The 19,455-nt window shown below is 69.6% G+C and carries 12 protein-coding genes; 7 read left to right on the top strand and 5 right to left on the bottom strand.

The features are described 5' to 3' along the window. Window positions 1-168: 168 nt before the first annotated feature. Window positions 169-2,040 carry an exo-alpha-sialidase gene (locus tag ACWEBX_RS20085; RefSeq protein ID WP_451886179.1) on the top strand — a complete coding sequence of 624 codons (1,872 nt, stop codon included), beginning with the start codon at window positions 169-171 and terminating at the stop codon, window positions 2,038-2,040. On the opposite strand, the gene ACWEBX_RS20090 is transcribed toward ACWEBX_RS20085, so the two are convergent. Beyond that, window positions 2,037-3,047, bottom strand: coding sequence for a bile acid:sodium symporter family protein (locus ACWEBX_RS20090; protein WP_451886207.1), 1,011 nt, complete (start codon window positions 3,045-3,047; stop codon window positions 2,037-2,039). The genes ACWEBX_RS20085 and ACWEBX_RS20090 overlap by 4 nt on opposite strands. A 171-nt stretch (window positions 3,048-3,218) precedes the next feature. On the opposite strand from ACWEBX_RS20090, the gene ACWEBX_RS20095 reads away from it, so the two are divergent. The 4 genes from ACWEBX_RS20095 to ACWEBX_RS20110 all read left to right on the top strand — a co-directional run bounded on the left by ACWEBX_RS20095 (window position 3,219) and on the right by ACWEBX_RS20110 (window position 8,136). Next, window positions 3,219-4,091 carry a LysR substrate-binding domain-containing protein gene (locus ACWEBX_RS20095; protein ID WP_451886180.1) on the top strand — a complete coding sequence of 291 codons (873 nt, stop codon included), beginning with the start codon at window positions 3,219-3,221 and terminating at the stop codon, window positions 4,089-4,091. 273 nt (window positions 4,092-4,364) lie between these two features. Beyond that, the gene (locus tag ACWEBX_RS20100; protein ID WP_451886181.1) at window positions 4,365-6,191 is read left to right on the top strand and encodes an AMP-dependent synthetase/ligase; all 1,827 of its coding nucleotides are present in this window, start codon (window positions 4,365-4,367) and stop codon (window positions 6,189-6,191) included. 245 nt (window positions 6,192-6,436) lie between these two features. Continuing rightward, the gene (locus ACWEBX_RS20105) at window positions 6,437-7,228 is read left to right on the top strand and encodes an aldo/keto reductase (protein WP_355768576.1); all 792 of its coding nucleotides are present in this window, start codon (window positions 6,437-6,439) and stop codon (window positions 7,226-7,228) included. Between the two features lie 212 nt (window positions 7,229-7,440). Continuing rightward, window positions 7,441-8,136 carry a glycoside hydrolase family 75 protein gene (locus tag ACWEBX_RS20110; protein ID WP_451886182.1) on the top strand — a complete coding sequence of 232 codons (696 nt, stop codon included), beginning with the start codon at window positions 7,441-7,443 and terminating at the stop codon, window positions 8,134-8,136. 51 nt (window positions 8,137-8,187) lie between these two features. On the opposite strand, the gene ACWEBX_RS20115 is transcribed toward ACWEBX_RS20110, so the two are convergent. The 4 genes from ACWEBX_RS20115 to ACWEBX_RS20130 all read right to left on the bottom strand — a co-directional run bounded on the left by ACWEBX_RS20115 (window position 8,188) and on the right by ACWEBX_RS20130 (window position 13,337). Continuing rightward, a complete protein-coding gene (locus ACWEBX_RS20115) occupies window positions 8,188-8,889 on the bottom strand; it encodes an SDR family oxidoreductase (RefSeq protein WP_451886183.1) in 702 nt (233 codons plus the stop codon). Window positions 8,890-9,020: 131 nt separating this feature from the next. After that, complete coding sequence (locus ACWEBX_RS20120) at window positions 9,021-9,986, bottom strand: class I SAM-dependent methyltransferase (RefSeq protein ID WP_451886184.1); 966 nt, start codon at window positions 9,984-9,986, stop codon at window positions 9,021-9,023. A 139-nt stretch (window positions 9,987-10,125) separates the two neighbouring features. Beyond that, window positions 10,126-11,841 carry a glycoside hydrolase family 6 protein gene (locus ACWEBX_RS20125; protein WP_451886185.1) on the bottom strand — a complete coding sequence of 572 codons (1,716 nt, stop codon included), beginning with the start codon at window positions 11,839-11,841 and terminating at the stop codon, window positions 10,126-10,128. An 11-nt stretch (window positions 11,842-11,852) separates the two neighbouring features. Continuing rightward, a complete protein-coding gene (locus ACWEBX_RS20130) occupies window positions 11,853-13,337 on the bottom strand; it encodes a cellulase family glycosylhydrolase (protein WP_451886186.1) in 1,485 nt (494 codons plus the stop codon). A 255-nt stretch (window positions 13,338-13,592) separates the two neighbouring features. On the opposite strand from ACWEBX_RS20130, the gene ACWEBX_RS20135 reads away from it, so the two are divergent. Further along, window positions 13,593-16,517: a glycoside hydrolase family 48 protein gene (locus ACWEBX_RS20135; protein WP_451886187.1), complete on the top strand. Its 2,925-nt coding sequence runs from the start codon at window positions 13,593-13,595 to the stop codon at window positions 16,515-16,517. Window positions 16,518-16,658: 141 nt separating this feature from the next. Continuing rightward, on the top strand, window positions 16,659-19,340 hold the full coding sequence (locus ACWEBX_RS20140) for a cellulose binding domain-containing protein (RefSeq protein ID WP_451886188.1): 2,682 nt from the start codon (window positions 16,659-16,661) through the stop codon (window positions 19,338-19,340). Window positions 19,341-19,455 lie beyond the last annotated feature (115 nt).

Consider the following 19,455-nt stretch of genomic DNA (forward strand, 5'->3'; position numbering starts at 1 on the left):
TCCTCGCCGGGCGGACACACGAGCGCGAAATTCTGGCGTGAACACGACCGGTACTTGCTCCTTGTGGGGTGCCTGAGGGCCCAAGTAGCCTCTGCGGCGCGAACGTTGGACGTGGGATGTCCTTGGAATCCGGATTGCCCAGCCGCCGTACGAAGGGCAGGTCGCACCATGCCGTCACGCCTCGCCACCCGTCTGAGATCCCTCTCGGCCGCGCTCCTCGGCATCGCCGCGCTGATCGTGCTCCCGGGCACGGCGCGAGCCGAACCCGCCTCGGTCGCACCCGCGTTCGAGCAGCAGGTGCTGTTCAAAGCCTCTCAGGATCCGGGCTACGCCTGCTTCCGCATCCCCTCCGTCGTCCGGACGACCAGGGGAACGCTGCTGGCGTTCGCCGAGGGACGCGTCCTCAACTGCGGTGACGCGGCCGACATAGACATCGTGGTGAAGCGCTCCGACGACGGCGGCCGCACCTGGAGCCCCCTCCGGGTCGTCAACGAGGGGAACGGGGACACCCACGGCAATCCCACCCCGGTCGTGGACCGCGAGACCGGCCGGATCGTGCTGGCGGAGACCTACAACACGGGCCGTACGGACAGCGCGAGCTGCTCGGTTCCCTGCGACCGCACCCCGCATCTCCAGTACAGCGACGACGACGGTCTGAGCTGGTCGCAGCCGCGCGATCTCAGTTCCGAGATCCTGCCCGCGAACTGGAACTCCTGGTACGCCACCGGTCCGGTCCACGGCGTCCAGCTCACCCGCGGCCGGCACGCGGGGCGGCTCGTGTTCGCCGTCAACACCGAGACCTGGGACGGCGGCCGGGTCACCGCCAACAACGCCGCCCTCATCACCAGCGACGACGGCGGCGACCACTGGGACATCGGGGCGAGCGACTCCTGGCCGATCGCGGCCGACGGCACCTTCCGGCAGAAGCCGTCCGAGATGACCCTCACCGAGCGCACCGACGGATCGCTCCTGATCAGCGGCCGTGAGCAGGACGGGACCGACCTCGGCCACCGCACCCAGGCGGTCAGCAGGGACGGCGGCGACAGCTTCGTGTCCCCCTTCCGTGACGTCCCGGACCTCTACGCGCCCCAGGTGCAGGGCTCGACGCTGCGCCTCGGGGACCGGATCCTGCTCGCCTGCCCCGCCGACCCGGACCGCCGCCGCACCATGACGGTCCGCTCCTCCTACGACGGCGGACGCACCTGGGACAGCGTGGACCGCGGGACGGTCGTCACCACCGACTGGTCGGGCTACTCCGACCTGGTGGGTATCGACGGGGACACCGTCGGCCTGCTGTACGAGGGCGGCGCGGTCGACGCGCGCGACGAGATCCGCTTCGCCCGCTTCACCGAGGACTGGCTCCGGCCGCGCCGGGGCCCGGACCCGACGACGGCCGACCTCGCTCCGCTCACCCGGCGGGCGGTGGTCCTCGGCGGCCCGGGCGAGACCGCCGGCGTGCTCGGGGGCGGGCTGGAGTTCGACGGCACCGACGACGCCGTACGACTGCCGTATCAGGACCGGCTGCCGCTGGGGACGAAGGACTTCACGGCGTCCCTGTGGTTCCGTTACACGGCCACCAGCGGGGAGCAGCCCCTGCTGTGGATGGGCGGGATCGGTACGAGCCAGCCGCAGGTGTGGCTGCGCGGGGAGCCCGCGTCCAACCGGATCACCGGGCTCATCACCACCAGGAACGGCGCCTCCGCCCCCGCGACGGCGTTCGTGCGCACCACGAGCTCCTTCAACGACGGACAGTGGCACCATCTGGCGCTGCGCCGCGGCGGGGGCCGGCTCACCCTGTTCCTCGACGGGACGACGGTCGGTACCGCGGACGTGCCCGGATCGGTGAGCCGGAACTCGCCGTTCGGCGTCCACATCGGCCAGCGGATGGACAGCCGGGCCTTCTTCACCGGGGCGATCGACGACGTGCGGGTCTACGACCGCGCGTTGAGCGACGACGAGCTGTCCGCGCCGCCTTCGCGGAAGGTGACCCGGGACACCGTGATGTGGCTTCCCCTGGACCGGGTCGCCACGGACCGTTAGCGGCCCGCCGTCGCGGCCGGGGAGACCCGGGGCCCGGCGGAGCGGGCCGGGCCGGGGCTGCCGCTCACCTCCGGATCACTGGCCCGGCGTCTGGCGATCACCGCGCACACCATGAGCTGCATCTGGTGGAAGAGCATCAGCGGGAGCACGGCGAGGGAGGCGTGCGCGCCGAACAGGACACCGGCCATGGGCAGGCCCGAGGCGAGCGACTTCTTGGACCCGGCGAACTGGATGGCGATCCGGTCCTCCCGGTCGAAGCGCAGGGCCTTCGCGCCGTACCAGGTCAGGAGGAGCATGACGCCGAGCAGCAGCGCCTCGACGACGAGGAGCCCCACCAGCCGGGCGGCGCTGACCTGACTCCAGATGCCCTGCACCATGCCCTCGCTGAAAGCCGTGTACACGACGAGCAGGATGGATCCGCGGTCGACATAGCCGAGGACCTTCTTGTGGCGGGTGATGAAGCCGCCGATCCATGGGCGCAGCAGTTGTCCGGCCAGGAACGGCACCAGCAGTTGCAGCACGATCTTGACGACCGAGTCCGTGGAGAAGCCGCCGCCGCTGCCGAGGAGGAACGCGGCCAGCAGCGGGGTGACGACGATGCCCGCAAGGGAGGAGAAGGAGCCCGCGCAGATGGCGGCGGGCACGTTGCCGCGGGCGATCGAGGTGAAGGCGATCGACGACTGGATGGTCGAGGGGACGAGCGTGAGGAAGAGGAGGCCGGTGTAGAGGTCGTGGGTCAGGAAGACCGGCTCCAGGCCGCGGGCGGCGAGGCCGAGCAGTGGGAACGCCACGAAGGTGCAGATCAGGACCGTACCGTGCAGCCGCCAGTGTTTGAGGCCGTCCATCGCCTCACGGGTGGACAGGCGTGCGCCGTACAGGAAGAAGAGGAAGGCGATGGCCGCCGTGGACGCGCCCGAGGCGACGTCCGCCGCCGTTCCGCTCGCCGGGAACAGGGCGGCGAGGCCCACCGTCCCGAGCAGCAGCAGGATGTAGGGATCGACCGGCATCCAGCTCGGCCACTGCAGGCGTTTCACGGTGCTCCACTGCTCGGTTGCTCGGTTCGGTGCGGGTGATCGCCATCGGCGGATCGTGCCCTCTCCATCGTCCTCTCCCCGGCCGCGATCGGGAATCCGTCATACCGCTCTGACTGTCATCACGCATCGCGATAACGTGGAGCCGTGTACGACCCTTCCCAGCTCCGTACGTTCCTGGCGGTGGCCCAGACGCTGAGTTTCACGCGGGCCGCCAGGCGGCTGGGGGTGCGCCAGTCCACGGTCAGCCAGCATGTGCGCCGGCTGGAGGACGCCGCCGGGCGGCAGTTCTTCTCCCGCGACACCCATTCCGTCGAGCTCACCGAGGACGGTGAGGCGATGCTCGGGTTCGCGCGGCGGATCCTGGAAGTGCAGGAACAGGCGACGGCGTTCTTCACGGGTACCCGGCTGCGGGGCCGGCTGCGCTTCGGCGCGTCCGAGGACTTCGTGCTGACCCGGCTGCCGGAGATCCTGGAGGGGTTCCGCACCGACCACCCCGAGGTGGACCTGGAGCTGACGGTGGAGCTGTCCGGCACGCTCCACGAGCAGCTCGCCGCCGGGCACCTCGATCTGGTGCTGGCGAAACGCCGGCCCGAGGATCCACGCGGGGAACTCGTCTGGCACGACCGGCTCGTATGGATCGGCGCGCAGCGGCTGCGGCTCGACCCGGACCGTCCGGTCCCGCTGATCGTCTACCCGCCCCCGGGGATCACCCGTGCGCTCGCCCTCGAAGCGCTGGAGCGCCAGGGGCGGCCGTGGCGCGTCGCCTGTACCAGCGGCAGCCTCAACGGCCTGATCGCGGCGGCCCGCGCGGGCCTCGGTGTGATGGCCCACTCGCGGGGGCTGGTGCCGCCCGGCCTGGTCCGGGTGCCGGAGCGGGCGGGGCTGCCGGAGCTCGGCGAGGTCGACTTCGTGCTGGTGCACGGTCGGCGGCGGCCGTCCGCGCAGGACGCCGCGGACGCGCTCGCGACGGCGATCCTCGCGGGCGGGGACCGGCTGCACCGGGGACGGCGGAGTTAGGGTCCGACTGCGGTCGAACCCGCCGGAACGAGGCATTCCGAATCGGCTCTCGCCTGCCTCGGAACCCCGTACGGGGTCGTGCCGATTCCGTGGAGATTACGGACTCGAAACCTACGGAACCGTAGGGGATTCTGTCCGACCCTTCCCTTTGTGCGGCATTTCCGTGGTTGACCTGTGCGGACGCCACACCCCTCGGCGGTTCGAGCCCCCTCCCGTCCACTCGCGTGGTGGGGTAGCTTTCACGGCGCTGTGCGGAGGCCACGAGGAGCGGTATTGCGCGAGTTCACCAACCCCCCGTTGGCGTCGGCGCCGCCGGTGGGCGGCCTGGCCGACGCCGTGTTCGAGTATGCCCGGGTGGACCCGCTCCACGTCGCGCTCGGCCGCAAGGACGAGCAGGGACAGTGGCGCGACGTCACCTCGGCGGAGTTCCGGGACGAGGTCCTGGCGCTCGCCAAGGGCATGCTGTCGCAGGGCATACGCTTCGGCGACCGGGTCGCCATCATGTGCCGCACCCGCTACGAGTGGACCCTCTTCGACTTCGCCCTGTGGACGATCGGCGCCCAGGTCGTGCCCGTCTACCCCACCTCCTCCGCCGAGCAGGTCTTCTGGATGCTGCACGACGCGCAGGTGTCGGCGGTCATGGTGGAGCACGAGGACCACGCGATGACCGTCGCCACGGTCGTCGACCGGCTGCCCCAGCTCCACAAGCTGTGGCAGCTCGACGTGGGCGCGGTGCACGAGCTGTACGAGGCGGGCGCGCACCTCGACGACGAGGTGGTGCACCGGCACCGCCGCGCCGTCACCCCCGAATCCATCGCGACGATCATCTACACCTCGGGCACGACGGGGCGCCCCAAGGGCTGTGTCATCTCGCACGCGAACTTCATGTTCGAGGCGGACACCGTCATCGAGCGCTGGGAGCCCGTCTTCCACTCCAAGCGCGGCGACGAGGCGAGCACCCTGCTGTTCCTGCCGCTCGCGCACGTCTTCGGGCGGATGGTGCAGATCGCCGCGTTCCGCGGAGGGGTCAAGTTCGGGCACCAGCCCCAGCTCAACGCGTCCGCGCTGCTGCCGGACCTCGCCGCCTTCCGGCCCACCTTCTTCCTGGCCGTGCCGTACATCTTCGAGAAGGTCTTCAACTCCGCGCGCCGCAAGGCCGAGAGGGAGGGCAAGGCAGGTCCCTTCGAGAAGGCCGTCGACGTCGCCGTGCGCTACGCGGACGCCGTCGAGGCCAAGGCCTGGGGCACCGGTCCTGGCCCCTCGGCGAGCCTCCGCATGCAGCACCAGGTCCTCGACAAGCTCGTCTACTCCAAGGTCCGGGCCGCGATGGGCGGCCGGGTCAGACACGCGATGTCCGGCGGCTCGGCGATGGACCGTCAGCTCGGGCTGTTCTTCGCGGGCGCGGGCATCACCATCTACGAGGGGTACGGACTCACCGAGTCCACGGCGGCCGCCACCGCCAACCCGCCCGAGCTCACCCGCTTCGGCACCGTCGGGCAGGCGATCCCCGGAACCACCGTGCACATCGCGGACGACGGCGAGATCTGGCTGAACGGCGGCAACATCTTCCAGGGCTACCTGAACAACGACAAGGCCACCGACGCCACCCTGCACGACGGCTGGCTCGCCACCGGCGACCTCGGCTCCCTGGACGAGGACGGCTACCTCACGATCACCGGGCGCAAGAAGGAGATCCTGGTGACCTCCGGCGGCAAGAGCGTCTCGCCGGGCACGCTGGAGGAGCGGGTGCGCGACCATCCGCTCGTCGCGCAGTGCATAGTGGTCGGCAACGACCGGCCGTACATCGCCGCGCTCGTCACCCTCGACGCCGAGGCCGTCGAGCACTGGCTCCAGATGCGCGGCAAGCCTCCGCTCTCGGCCGGGGATCTGGTGCGCGACCCCGACCTGGAGACCGAGGTGCGGCGCGCCGTCGTCGCCGCGAACACGCTGGTCTCGCAGGCCGAGTCGATCCGCACCTTCCGGATCCTGGCCAACCAGTTCACCGAGGAACACGGCCTGCTGACGCCGTCGCTGAAGCTGAAGCGCAAGGCGATCGAGAAGGCGTACACGACCGAGGTCGAGGCGCTCTACCGGACGTAGGGGCGGTCGTCCGGATCGTGCGCCGGGACGCGGAGCCGGCGGGCAGAAGCCCCCTCGGTCTCCGGCGCGGACACCGGCGTGATTGATCGGACTATTTCAGCCAATCTTCGATTCCGCGCGCCCGGAGCCCGGTCAGGAATGCATCACGGCCCGTGATCGTTGACCATACGAAGACCACCCGACGACTTAAGGATCGAGAGCTCGTGAGCAAGGTCCCCCCGATCATCCTGAACAACGGCGTCGAGATGCCCCAGCTCGGCTTCGGTGTCTGGCAGGTGCCGGACGACGAGGCGGAGCGGGCGGTCGCCACCGCACTGGAGTCCGGGTACCGCAGCATCGACACAGCGGCGATCTACGGCAACGAAGAGGGCACCGGCAAGGCCGTGAGCGCCTCCGGCATCGCCCGCGAGGAGCTCTTCGTCACCACCAAGCTCTGGAACAGCGACCAGGGGTACGACTCCGCGCTGCGGGCCTTCGACACCTCGCTGGAGAAGCTCGGCCTGGACTACGTCGACCTGTATCTGATCCACTGGCCGACGCCGGCCCGCGGCCGATACGTCGACACGTTCAAGGCCCTGGAGAAGATCTACGCCGACGGCCGTGCCAAGGCCATCGGCACCTCGAACTTCCTCCCGGAGCACCTGGCGAAGCTGATCGACGAGACGTCGGTCATCCCGGCGGTCAACCAGATCGAGCTGCACCCGCACCTCCAGCAGCGCGCGGCCCGTGAGTTCCACGCCGAGCAGGGCATCGCGACCGAGGCCTGGTCGCCGCTGGGCCAGGGCAAGGGCCTCCTGGAGGTCCCGGCGATCGTCGCGATCGCCCAGAAGCACGGCCGCACCCCGGCCCAGATCGTCCTGCGCTGGCACCTCCAGCTCGGAAACGTCGTGATCCCGAAGTCCGTGACGCCGTCCCGGATCAAGGAGAACATCGACGTCTTCGACTTCTCCCTGGACACCGAGGACATCGCGGCGATCTCGGCACTGAACGAGGACCGCCGGCTGGGGCCCGACCCGGCCGCGTTCGACATCGGCTGACCGGCCCGGATCACCCTCGCCGCACACCGGCCGACCGGCCGGACCCGGCACCGAACCGTCGGCCCGGATGCTCACCGCATCCGGGCCGACGGTTTTCTTGACGCCCTTGGACCGGACCAAACCGGGGCTCAAGTCTTGACGCGGTCATGCAAACGGGGCCACCTTGGACCAACCCGGTAAGGAAAGTTTCCTAACAGAAGGGTTCCCCCACAGTGCGCACTCGAACACTGACCCTGTCCGCGGCCGTCGGAGCGGCACTGCTCGCCGTCGCCGCGCTCCCGGCCAACGCCTCCGGAACCGCCGCACCCCGCTCGGCACAGGAGGGTTCGGTCAGCGCGGCCGCCCTCCTCGCCAAGGTGACGTCCTGCTCGCAGATCTCGAACGGCAAGTACAGGACGGACGAGGAGACCTCGGCCACGATCCCCGTCTGCGGCAAGAACGGCGCCGTGTTCTGGAAGGCCGACATGGACATCGACTGCGACGGCCAGGTCACCGCCAAGTGCAACGCCGGCACCGACCCCTGGTTCCAGGACGACACCGCCTTCCACCAGTCCGACGGCCGGGCGCTGCGCGCCGACTCGCTGCCCTACGTCGTCGTGCCGAGCTCCAGCAGCATCTGGAAGTACACGAGTTCGGGCATCAAGGGTGGCGGTGTGGTCGCCGTCGTCTACAACGGCAAGGTCGAGTACGCGGTCGTCGGCGACACCGGACCGACGCAGATCATCGGTGAGGCGTCGTACGCCACGGCGAACGCGCTCGGCATCGACCCCGACCCGGAGACGGGCGGAGCCGACACCGGCGTGACGTACATCCTGTTCAAGAACACGCAGGTGTCCCCCATCGAGAGCCACAGCGCGGCCGTCTCGCTCGGGGACTCCCTGGCCCGGCAGTTCCTCGCGAACAACTGAGGAGCGGGGGACGGAGACCGCCCGCGGGGCGGGCGCGCCCCGCGGGCGGGATCAGACGGGCTGGCCGATCGGGCGGACGACCACCGTGTTCACGTCGACGCCCGTCGGCTGTCCGACCGCCCAGAGGATCGAGTCGGCGAGCTGGTCCGCCGTCAGGAGCTGCCCGGGCGGCAGGCTGCCGTAGCTGTCCCAGAACGGGGTCTCCACCCGGCCGGGCGAGATCAGTGTCACGCCCACGCCGTACTCGGTGACCTGGCGCCTGGTGTTCTCCGCGAGCCCGGTCACCGCCCACTTGGTCGCGCCGTAGATGTTGCCGGGCGTGTTCACATGCCCGGCGACACTGCCGATCAGGACGATGCGACCGCGGGACTCCTTCAACGCGTCGATGGACGCCCTGATGAGCAGCGCGGGTCCCAGCACATTGGTCAGCACCATCTCGGACCAGCCGGCGGGGTCCCCGTCCGCGACCGTGTCGTGGGTGGCGAACCCGGCGTTGGCGACGACGGTGTCGATGCGCCCGAACTCCTTGAGCGTCGCCTCGACTGCGGCCCTCACCTGGTCGTACTCGGCCGCGTGCCCGACGATCGTCAACAGCCCTTCGGGGCGGCCGAGTTCCTCGGCGAAGAGGTTCAGCCGCTCCTCTCCGCGCCCGGTGACGGCCACCCGGTGCCCGGCGTCGAGCAGCCGGCGGGCGACCGCGGCCCCGATGCCGCTTCCGCCCCCGGTGATGAGTGCGACAGGAGAATCGGTCATGGTGTACCCCCTGGAGTGCCCGGCCCCTTGGCCGGCCGACTGTGCCTCGAACTCCGGGAGTTCATCACTTGGAGCGCGCTCGATGTCAAGGCCCGCCGGCCGCGCTCGCGGCCGGGCGGCGGTCACCGTGACTACTCGGGCTTGACCCCCACGTACACCGTCATCGCCGTCAGGACGAACGTGTCCGAACGGCGGTGCACGCTCGCCTTGTCCTCCGGGTCGAGCAGCCGGTCGAGCGTGGCGAGGTCCTCCGCGTCGAGGCCTTCGGCGAGACCCTCCCGCCTGCGGGTGAGCGCCGTGACGACGAAGGCGCGGGCCTCGTCCGAGACCGGTGCGGGCAGGTCGAGCAGGAAGGTGCGGGTCGCCGTGTGGCGCAGCCCGACGGCCGTGAGCAGAGCGGGCCAGTCCTCCGTCTCCGGCACCGATCCGGGCAGCTCGGCCCGCATACGGGTGAACCACTCGTCGTGCACCGCGTCGATCCGGGCTTCCAGGCCGGGCCGGCCGATACCGGTGTCGCGCGGGAGGAAACGCGTGGGCAGGCCGCCCTCCAGCAGGGCCAGCGTGCCGCCGGGGGCCAGGCTCCGGACGAAACCGGTGAGCGCCGCCCGCTGGTCGCCGACGTGATGCAGCGACCTGCTGGCCCACAACAGGTCCGCGGGGTACTCCAAGTCACCCACACCCTCGGAGAGTTCGGCCTCGATCGTGCTGAACCGGTCGGCGAAGCCCAGCCGCTCGGCGCGGGCGCGGGCCTCCGCCAGCAGAGGCTCGGCGCCGTCCACGGCGACGACCCGCGCACCGGGGAACGTCGCGGCGAGCAGGCCGGAGATGACACCGGGGCCGCTTCCGGCGTCCACGATCAGCCCGGGATCGGGCCGCTGCTCCCGCAGCCACTCGGCCGCCCGGAGGTAGGCCGGGGTGAACAGCTCCGCCTCCTGTACCAGCGTGGGCAGCATCTGGCCGAAGTCCACGTGGGTGTGGCCGTGGCCGTTGCCATGCCCCTGACCGGGCGCGGAGCCGTCGTTCCGGCCGTGGTCGTGAGCCCCGCCCCGGTGGTGCGCCGGGCCGCTGCCGTGCTCGTGGTGGTGGTCCTGTGCCATGGGGCAAGCCTCTCTCTCGCGATGAGGACAGCCTGCTCCGCCACTCCCGGAAACGGCCAGTCGTGTTGCTCGAACGGCAAAAGCGGGCGCCCCCGGAAATCCGGAGGCGCCCGCGTGCCCGGTGCGTGCGGTCAGCCGGTCACAGGGCCGGATACGCGTTCTTCATGAGCTCCTGGAACTGGGCGGAGAACCAGTGTCCGGAGAGCGGGGCGTTCGGCAGCGCGCCGGAGAGGCTGTTCCCGTTGCGGGCGTTGCCCGTGTACGTCGGGTCGCACATCCGGTCGAAGCCCTTGCCCTCGTCGTTCGCGATCGCCGTGCTGGACCCGTCGGACTCGCCCGGCGGCTTCATCCACACGTAGGCGTCGATGCCGGTCGCCGGTGCCGCCTTCGGCCGCTCGCCGAGGCCCGCGCCCGACTGGTTGCACCAGTTGCCGATGTGGATGCGGCGGTCGTAGCGTCCTCCGTCGACATAGGTGTCGACGCTGGTCGTGGCGCCGGGTCCGCCGGGCCGCGCGGTGCCGCCCCAGCCGTTCCTGGAGGTGTCGATCAGCATGCCGATGCCCGAGTTGAAGCCGACCGAGACGAGCTGGTTGCGGAAGGCCTGCGCGAAGGAGAGCTCGTCGACATAGCGGTTCCAGTCCACCCACTTGGACTGACGCACCGAGGTGCCGTTCACCGTGTCGTTGATGGTGAAGTTGTTCTCCTTGAGGGCGCTGTAGTTCGCCGTGTTGGTGATGAAGCCCGCCACGTCGTCGACCGTCGCGCCCTCGGCCGTCGCCGCCTGCTTGAAGACGGTGGCGGCGGGGGCGAAGTTGTCGTCCCAGCCGAGCCAGCCGTGGTGGCCGGCGTCGAGGTAGTTGTAGACGTTCGGGATCGCGCCGAGCTTGGCCAGCGCGTAGCCGACGCCCTTCACGTAGTTGCCGTTGGCGAGCATGGTGTCGCAGTTCGCGGTGGCGGTGGCTCGGCTGCCGGTGTTGGTGACGAGGTTCGGCAGCGAGTCGATCTCGACGGTCGTGACGATGCGCAGCGAGGCGTACTTGCTGTCGGCGAGGATCGCCGCGATCGGGTCGATGAACTGGGTCTTGTACTTGTCGATGTCCGTCGGGCCGAGTTCGCCGTTGGAGGCGAGGGCGGCACAGTCACGGCCCGGCAGGTCGTAGACGACGAGCTGGACCACCTCTTCGCCGCTGCCCTTCTGGGCGAGCGCCGCGTCGAGGTGGGCGCGCAGGCCCATGCTGGTGGACGAGCCGTTGATCGCGGCGATCCGGTCGAGCCAGACACCGGTGGGCTGGTTGGAGATCCGGCTGCCGCCGGTCTCCGCGGCGGCCTTCGCCGACCACTCCGGGTTCACGTACACCTTGGCGCCGGCGTACGGGTTGTCGACGCGGGTTCCGGTGCCGCCGCCTCCCCCGCCGCCCCCGCCTCCGTCGTCGACGTTGCACGTGACACCGTCGAGGGTGAAGGTCGTCGGGATCGTGTTGGTGCCGCTGTAGGAGCCGTTGAAGCCGAAGCTGACCGAACCGCCCGCGGACAGCGTGCCGTTGTAGCTCTCGTTGTTCGCGGTGACGGCGGTGCCGCTCTGGGTGAGCTTGGTGTTCCAGTAGCTGGTGACCTTCTGGTTGCCGGCGTAGGCCCACTTTACCGACCAACTGGACTTGGCCGCACCGTTGTTGGTGACGGTGACGGCGGCGGTGAAGCCGGTGTCCCACTGGCTCTGCACCTTGTAGTCGACGGTGCAGGGGATGGAGGCGACGGTGTTGGTGCCGACGTCGGCGGGAACGGCTGCGGCGGCTCCGCCCGTTCCCGCGGCGATCAGGGCGAGTGCCCCGAGGATGGCTGTTCTCGCACGGCTCATGTGGGGGTCCCTTATCCGTTGAGGGCGCGCAGGTGGTCGCGCAGCCCGATGCCGTAGGAGGTCGGAGTTCCGTCGTAGTTCGAGATCAGCGACGGACCCGAGGAGCAGTCCCAGGTGTTCCAGGTCCAGCCGAGATACGAGAGCCCCCGGTCGTCGAACCACTTCATGACGGTGTCGACGAACGCGTGGGAGCAGGTGTTCTCCCCGATCTCGCCCGCCACCAGAGGTACCTGGGCGGCGACGGGGGCGAGGGTCGCGTTCCAGCAGCTCTCGCTCGCACAGGTGTTGAAGTTGTAGACGTGGTAGGCGGCGACGAGATTGCCCGTGGGATCACTGGGCTTGTACGTCAGCCACTGGCTCAGGTCGTTCGAGTACGCGAGACCGCCGGCCAGGATCAGGTTCTTGGCGCCGGTGCCGCGAACCGCGTCCACCAGGTCCTGCATTCCGGCGACCTCGTAGGAGATGCCGGGGCAGGTGCCGCCGTCGCGCCAGCAGGTCCACGCCTGGGTGGTCGTGGAGGTCGCGCGGTCCGGGTAGGGCTCGTTGAACAGGTCGAAGGCGACGGCGGGGTCGTCCTTGAAGGTGCTCGCGACCGAGGACCAGAAGGACGGGGTGTACTGCGCGTCGGGCATCGGTTTCTGGCAGGTGGCGTGCACGTCGGAGCAGCCCGCCGAGTTGCCGGTGTACTGGCCGTAGGTCCAGTGCAGTTCGACGAGCGGTGTCATGCCGTGCGCCTCGACCTTGGCCACCAGGTCCTTGACCGCGGCGATGTAGTTGGCGCCCGCGTACTCCGGCTTGATGTTGGAAAGGCCCAGCCAGCACTCCTCGTTCAGCGGGATGCGGACGGTGTTGGCCTTCCAGTCGGCGATCGCCTTGACGGAGGCGTCGTCGACGGGACCGTCGAAGAAGCCGTAGCCCTGGACACACATGAACTCGCCGCCGGAGCGGTTGACGCCGAGCATGCGGCGGGTGGCTCCCGCCGAGTCGACCAGCTTGTTGCCCGAGACGCGCAGCTTCGGCGCCGCACCACCGGCCGGCGGTGGATCGGTGGGCGTGGGTGTGGGAGTGGGGGTCGGCTGGGTGTCCACGTTGCAGGTGGTGCCGTTGAGCCGGAAGGCCGTCGGCACCGCGTTGCTTCCCGACCAGGACGCGAGGAACCCGGCGCTGACGCTCGCGCCGCTCGCGAGCGAGCCGTTCCAGCTCTCGTTGGCAGCGGTCACCGCCGAACCGGACTGGGACCACTTGGCGTTCCAGCCCTGGGTGACCTTCTGACCGCCCGGGAAGTCGAAGCCGAGGCTCCAACTGCTGAGCGCGGTCATGTTGTTGGTGATTTTCACGGCGCCCTGAAAGCCGGTGTCCCACTGGCCGGTGACCGAGTACTCCACCGTGCACGCGGGAGTTGCTCCCGAGGCCGTGACGACCGGCGCGACGGCCGTGCCCACGAGGGCGACGGCGGCGCCGATGACTAGGAGAGACAAACGCGGGGGGTGACGCATGAAGCGACTCCTTGCAGCTCTGGCGCGCCGTGACGGACGCGTCGACTGATGGAACCGCTCCCACTGGTGCGGATGAAGCTAGCGCCAAGTGCCCGCGTTGCCCAGAGGGGTTGCGCAGTTGATCTGTCGAATCATTTCGACTCTTCAAGCACCTTGACCGCTCACACCCCTCTCTCCAATATGGGAGCGCTCCCACTGGTTCAAGGCTTGTTGCTCCTCCCCCCATTCTCCGAGCCGCAAGGAGGAACCAGCACTATGGATCCGAGCCCTCGATGGAGACGTCGCCGCAGGTCACGACGGTTGTGGACCGCCGTAGTGGCGGCACTGGCCCTCCCGCTCACGACGCTGGCGACCGGTACGACTCCCGCACACGCGGCCACGGTTCAGTGCAGCGTCGACTACAAGACCAACGACTGGGGCTCCGGCTTCACCGCTGATCTGACGATCACCAACAGGGGCGCCGACGCCATCAACGGCTGGACCCTGACCTACGCCTACACGGGCAACCAGGCGCTCACCAACGGCTGGAACGGCACGTGGTCCCAGTCCGGCAAGTCGGTCACCGTGAAGAACGCCGCCTGGAACGGGACGATCGGCGCCGGAACCGCCGTGACCACCGGCGCGCAGTTCACCTACAGCGGCACCAACACCGCGCCCGCGTCCTACGCCGTCAACGGCACGACCTGCACCGGCGCGCACCAGCCGCCGATCACCGTGCTGACCAGCCCCGCGGCGGGCGCCGTCTACACCCAGGGCGACGCTGTCCCGCTGGCCGCGACCGCGGCGGCGGCCGACGGCGCGACCGTCTCCAAGGTTGAGTTCTACGACGACACGACCCTGCTCGGCACCGACACCAGCTCGCCGTACACGCTGTCGGCGTCCGGACTGGCCGTGGGAAGTCATTCCATCGTCGCGAAGGCGTACGACAGTCTGGGCGCGTCGGCGGATTCCGTACCGGCCGGCATCACGGTCGCCGCGGGGCCGGCGATCGTCGCCTCACCGACTCAACTCGGCGTCCAGCAGGGCAAGTCGGGGACGTTCACGGTCAAGCTCTCGACGCAGCCGAGCGCCAATGTGACGGTGGCGGTGGCCCGCACGGACGGGAACACCGGGCTGTCGGTGACCGGCGGTTCGAGTCTGACGTTCACTCCGTCCAACTGGAACACCGCCCAGACGGTGACCATCACCGCCGACGCCTCCGGAACCGGGTCCGCGACCTTCACGGCCTCGGCGACCGGTCAGGCCAAGGCCACGGTGACCGTGACAGAGCTGGCCGCGACGAAGGCGTACGACGCGCGCTTCCTGGACCTCTACGGCAAGATCACCAACCCGGCGAACGGCTACTTCTCCCTCGAGGGCATTCCTTATCACTCGGTGGAGACGCTGATCGTCGAGGCGCCGGACCAGGGCCATGAGACGACGTCGGAGGCGTACAGCTATCTGATCTGGCTCCAGGCGATGTACGGGAAGGTCACCGGCGACTGGTCGAAGTTCAACGCCGCGTGGACGACCATGGAGACGTACATGATCCCCACGCACGCCGACCAGCCGACGAACTCCTTCTACAACGCCTCCAAACCGGCCACCTACGCGCCGGAGCTGGACACCCCGAACGAGTACCCGGCCAAGCTCGACACCGGTGTTTCGGTCGGGTCCGATCCGATCGCCTCCGAGCTGAAGAGCGCGTACGGCACGGACGACGTGTACGGCATGCACTGGCTCCAGGACGTGGACAACACCTACGGCTACGGCAACGAACCCGGCAAGTGCGAGGCCGGTCCGACCGCCACGGGTCCGTCGTACATCAACACCTTCCAGCGCGGCGCGCAGGAGTCGGTGTGGGAGACGGTTCCGCAGCCGACCTGCGACTCCTTCAAGTACGGCGGCAAGAACGGCTACCTGGACCTCTTCACCGGGGACTCCTCGTACGCCAAGCAGTGGAAGTACACGGACGCCCCGGACGCCGACGCGCGAGCGGTGCAGGCCGCGTACTGGGCGGACGTGTGGGCCAAGGCCCAGGGCAGGAGCGCCGACGTGTCGGCGACCGTCGGCAAGGCGGCGAAGATGGGCGACTATCTGCGCTACGCCATGTACGACAAGTACTTCAAGAAGATCGGCAACTGTGTCGGCCCGTCGACCTGTGCGGCCGGCACCGGCAAGGACGCCTCTTCCTATCTGCTCTCCTGGTACTACGCCTGGGGCGGCGCCACCGACACCTCGGCGGGCTGGGCCTGGCGGATCGGCTCCAGCCATGTCCACGGTGGCTACCAGAACCCCCTGGCGGCGTACGCGCTCAGCACGAACGCCGACCTGAAGCCCAAGTCCTCGACGGGCGCGGCGGACTGGGGCACGTCCCTCACCCGCCAGCTGGAGTTCTACCGCTGGCTCCAGTCGAGCGAGGGCGCCATCGCGGGTGGCGCGACCAACAGTTGGGCGGGCCGCTACGCGACACCTCCCACGGGGACGCCGACCTTCTACGGCATGTACTACGACCAGCAGCCGGTGTACCACGACCCGCCGTCCAACCAGTGGTTCGGCTTCCAGGCGTGGTCCATGGAGCGGGTCGCCGAGTACTACCAGCAGACGGGGAACGCGAGCGCCAAGGCGGTCCTCGACAAGTGGGTCGCCTGGGCGCTGTCCAAGACCACGATCAACCCGGACGGCACCTACCAGATCCCGTCCACCCTCCAGTGGTCCGGCGCTCCCGACACCTGGAACGCGTCGAGTCCCGGTTCCAACAGCGGACTTCACGTCACCGTCGCCGACTACACGAACGACGTCGGGGTGGCCGCCGCGTACGCCAAGACCCTGTCGTACTACGCCGCCAAGTCCGGCAACACCCAGGCGAAGACGACGGCCAAGGCGCTTCTGGACGGCATGTGGAACAACTACCAGGACGGTCTGGGCATAGCCGTCCCGGAGACCCGCGCCGACTACAACCGCTTCAACGACAGCGTGTACGTGCCGAGCACCTTCACCGGCACGATGCCGAACGGCGACGCGATCAACTCCTCCTCCACCTTCGCCTCGCTGCGGTCCTTCTACAAGAACGACCCGGCCTGGTCGAAGATCCAGAGCTATCTGGCGGGCGGCGCCGCGCCCTCCTTCACGTACCACCGGTTCTGGGCGCAGGCGGACATCGCCCTCGCCATGGGCTCGTACGCGGAGCTTCTCGAATAGTCCCCGCTGTGGCTCCGGGTACGCGGCCCTGTCCCTGACGGCAGGGCCACCGGCCGGGCGGTCCCTCACCGCAACGAGGGCCGCCCGGCCGTCACTTGCTCCCTTCCCCACCCATCCTGCGCACCGGAGAGGACTCCCCCCGTGCGAAGAACACGCATCCTCACGGCCGTACTCGCCCTCGCCGCCGGGCTATTGGCCGGCACCCCGCCCGCACTGGCATCGAGCACCCGCACCACGACCGCCGCGAGCACCCCCACGACAGCGCTCGCGGCGGACACGTACATCTGGAAGAACGCCCGCGTCGACGGCGGCGGCTTCGTCCCCGGCATCGTCTTCAACCGCTCCGAGAAGAACCTCGCCTACGCCCGCACGGACATCGGCGGCGCCTACCGCTGGGTCCAGGCCACGAAGAGCTGGACCCCGCTGCTCGACTCGGTCGGCTGGAACGAGTGGGGGCACACCGGCGTCGTCAGCCTCGCCTCCGACGCCGTCGCCCCGGACAAGGTGTACGCGGCGGTCGGCACGTACACCAATGGCTGGGACCCGACGAACGGGGCCGTCCTGCGCTCCGCCGACCGCGGGGCGAGCTGGCAGAAGACCGATCTGCCCTTCAAGCTGGGCGGCAACATGCCCGGACGGGGCATGGGTGAGCGGCTGGCCGTCGACCCCAACCGGAACAGCGTGCTCTATCTCGGCGCGCCCAGCGGCAAGGGACTGTGGCGCTCCACGGACTCCGGAGTGAGCTGGTCGCAGGTCACGGCGTTCCCGAATCCGGGCAACTACGTCCAGGACTCCACCGACACCAGCGGCTACGCCTCCGACAACCAGGGCGTCGTCTGGGTCACCTTCGACGAGTCCACCGGCACCCGGGGAAGCGCCACCCAGACGATCTACGTGGGGGTCGCCGACAAGGACAACGCGGTCTACCGCTCGACGGACGCGGGGGCGACCTGGTCCAGGCTCGCCGGACAGCCGACCGGCTATCTCGCCCACAAGGGCGTCCTCGACGCCGTGAACGGCTACCTCTATCTCGCCTACAGCGACAAGGGTGGCCCGTACGACGGCGGCAAGGGCCGGTTGTGGCGGTACGCGACGAAGACCGGGACGTGGACGGACATCAGTCCGGTGGTGGAGGCCGACACCTACTACGGCTTCGGCGGCCTGACCGTCGACCGGCAGCACCCGGGCACCGTGATGGCGACGGCGTACAGCTCCTGGTGGCCGGACACCCAGATCTTCCGGTCCACGGACAGCGGCGGGACCTGGACCAAGGCGTGGGACTACACGTCGTATCCGAACCGCTCCAACCGCTACACGATGGACGTCTCGTCCGTGCCCTGGCTGACCTTCGGCGCGAATCCCTCACCACCCGAACAGACCCCCAAGCTCGGCTGGATGACCGAGGGGCTGGAGATCGACCCGTTCGACTCGGCCCGGATGATGTACGGGACGGGCGCGACGATCTACGGCACCGAGAACCTCACCAACTGGGACTCCGGGAGCCAGTTCACCGTCAGACCCATGGTCCAGGGTCTGGAGGAGACGGCCGTCAACGACCTCGCCTCTCCCCCGTCGGGTGCTCCGCTGCTCAGCGCGCTCGGTGACATCGGCGGCTTCCGGCACGCGGATCTCACCAAGGTCCCCTCGATGATGTACACCTCGCCGAACCTCACCAGCACGACCAGCCTCGACTACGCCGAGGCCGACCCGAACACGGTGGTACGCGTCGGCGACCTCGACTCCGGGCCGCACATCGGCTTCTCGACGGACAACGGCGCCAACTGGTTCGCGGGCAGCGACCCTTCGGGCGTCACCGGCGGCGGTACGGTCGCCGCGGCCTCGGACGGCAGCCGCTTCGTGTGGAGCCCGGCGGGCACCGGGGTGCAGTACACCTCCGGGTTCGGTACGTCGTGGTCCGCGTCGAGCGGCATCCCCGCCGGTGCGGTCGTCGAGTCGGACCGGGTCGACCCGAAGACGTTCTACGGCTTCAAGTCCGGCACGTTCTACGTCAGTTCGGACGGCGGGGCGACGTTCACGGTGTCCGCGGCCGCCGACCTGCCGGCCGGAGACAGTGTGCGCTTCAAGGCACTGCCCGGCACCAAGGGCGACATCTGGCTGGCGGGCGGCGCGAGCGACGGCGCGTACGGGCTGTGGCACTCGACGAACGGCGGCACGAGCTTCACCAAGCTGTCGAACGTCGACCAGGCCGACACGATCGGCTTCGGCAAAGCGGCGACCGGCTCCTCGTACCAGACGCTCTACACCAGCGCGAAGATCGGCGGCGTACGCGGGATCTTCCGCTCGACGGACAAGGGCGCGAGCTGGACGCGCCTCAACGACGATGCCCACCAGTGGGGTTGGACCGGCGCGGCCATCACCGGGGACCCGCGGATCTACGGGCGCGTGTACGTCGCGACGAACGGGCGAGGGATCATCTACGGCGACACGTCGGACACCGGGGGCGGTGGTGGCGGCGGTACGGACCCGACACCGCCGTCCACGGGGGCCTGCACGGTGACGTACAGGATCACGAACCAGTGGCAGGGCGGCTTCCAGGCGGACGTGTCCCTCACCAACACCGGCTCCTCGGCCTGGACCGGCTGGAACCTGGGCTGGTCCTTCACCGACGGCCAGAAGATCACTCAGCTCTGGAACGCCGACTACTCCCAGTCGGGCGCGGCGGTGACGGCCAAGAACCTGGGCTGGAACGCGAACGTGGCCCCCGGCTCGACGGTCGGCTTCGGCTTCACGGGGAGCTGGACGGGGACGAACACGAAACCGTCGGTCTTCAAGCTGGGGGGTCAGGCCTGTGCGGTGAGTTGAGCCCGTGGCCCACCGCCCTCGGGGGCATCTGCCGGCCGGCCCCACCAGGTCGGACGGGTGCCCCTGAGCGGCCCGGACTCCCCTCGATGATCACGACTGCGTCACCTCCTTCACG

The sequence above is a fragment of the Streptomyces sp. NPDC005070 genome (assembly GCF_053600395.1).

What these genes read in the sequence shown, in the direction of transcription:
- ACWEBX_RS20130 (WP_451886186.1), bottom strand. Translation starts at nt 13,337, where the DNA reads ATGCGTCACCCCCCGCGTTTGTCTCTCCTAGTCATCGGCGCCGCCGTC.
- ACWEBX_RS20125 (WP_451886185.1), bottom strand. Translation starts at nt 11,841, where the DNA reads ATGAGCCGTGCGAGAACAGCCATCCTCGGGGCACTCGCCCTGATCGCC.
- ACWEBX_RS20090 (WP_451886207.1), bottom strand. Translation starts at nt 3,047, where the DNA reads ATGCCGGTCGATCCCTACATCCTGCTGCTGCTCGGGACGGTGGGCCTC.
- ACWEBX_RS20135 (WP_451886187.1), top strand. Translation starts at nt 13,593, where the DNA reads ATGGATCCGAGCCCTCGATGGAGACGTCGCCGCAGGTCACGACGGTTG.
- ACWEBX_RS20105 (WP_355768576.1), top strand. Translation starts at nt 6,437, where the DNA reads ATGCCCCAGCTCGGCTTCGGTGTCTGGCAGGTGCCGGACGACGAGGCG.
- ACWEBX_RS20120 (WP_451886184.1), bottom strand. Translation starts at nt 9,986, where the DNA reads ATGGCACAGGACCACCACCACGAGCACGGCAGCGGCCCGGCGCACCAC.
- ACWEBX_RS20115 (WP_451886183.1), bottom strand. Translation starts at nt 8,889, where the DNA reads ATGACCGATTCTCCTGTCGCACTCATCACCGGGGGCGGAAGCGGCATC.
- ACWEBX_RS20085 (WP_451886179.1), top strand. Translation starts at nt 169, where the DNA reads ATGCCGTCACGCCTCGCCACCCGTCTGAGATCCCTCTCGGCCGCGCTC.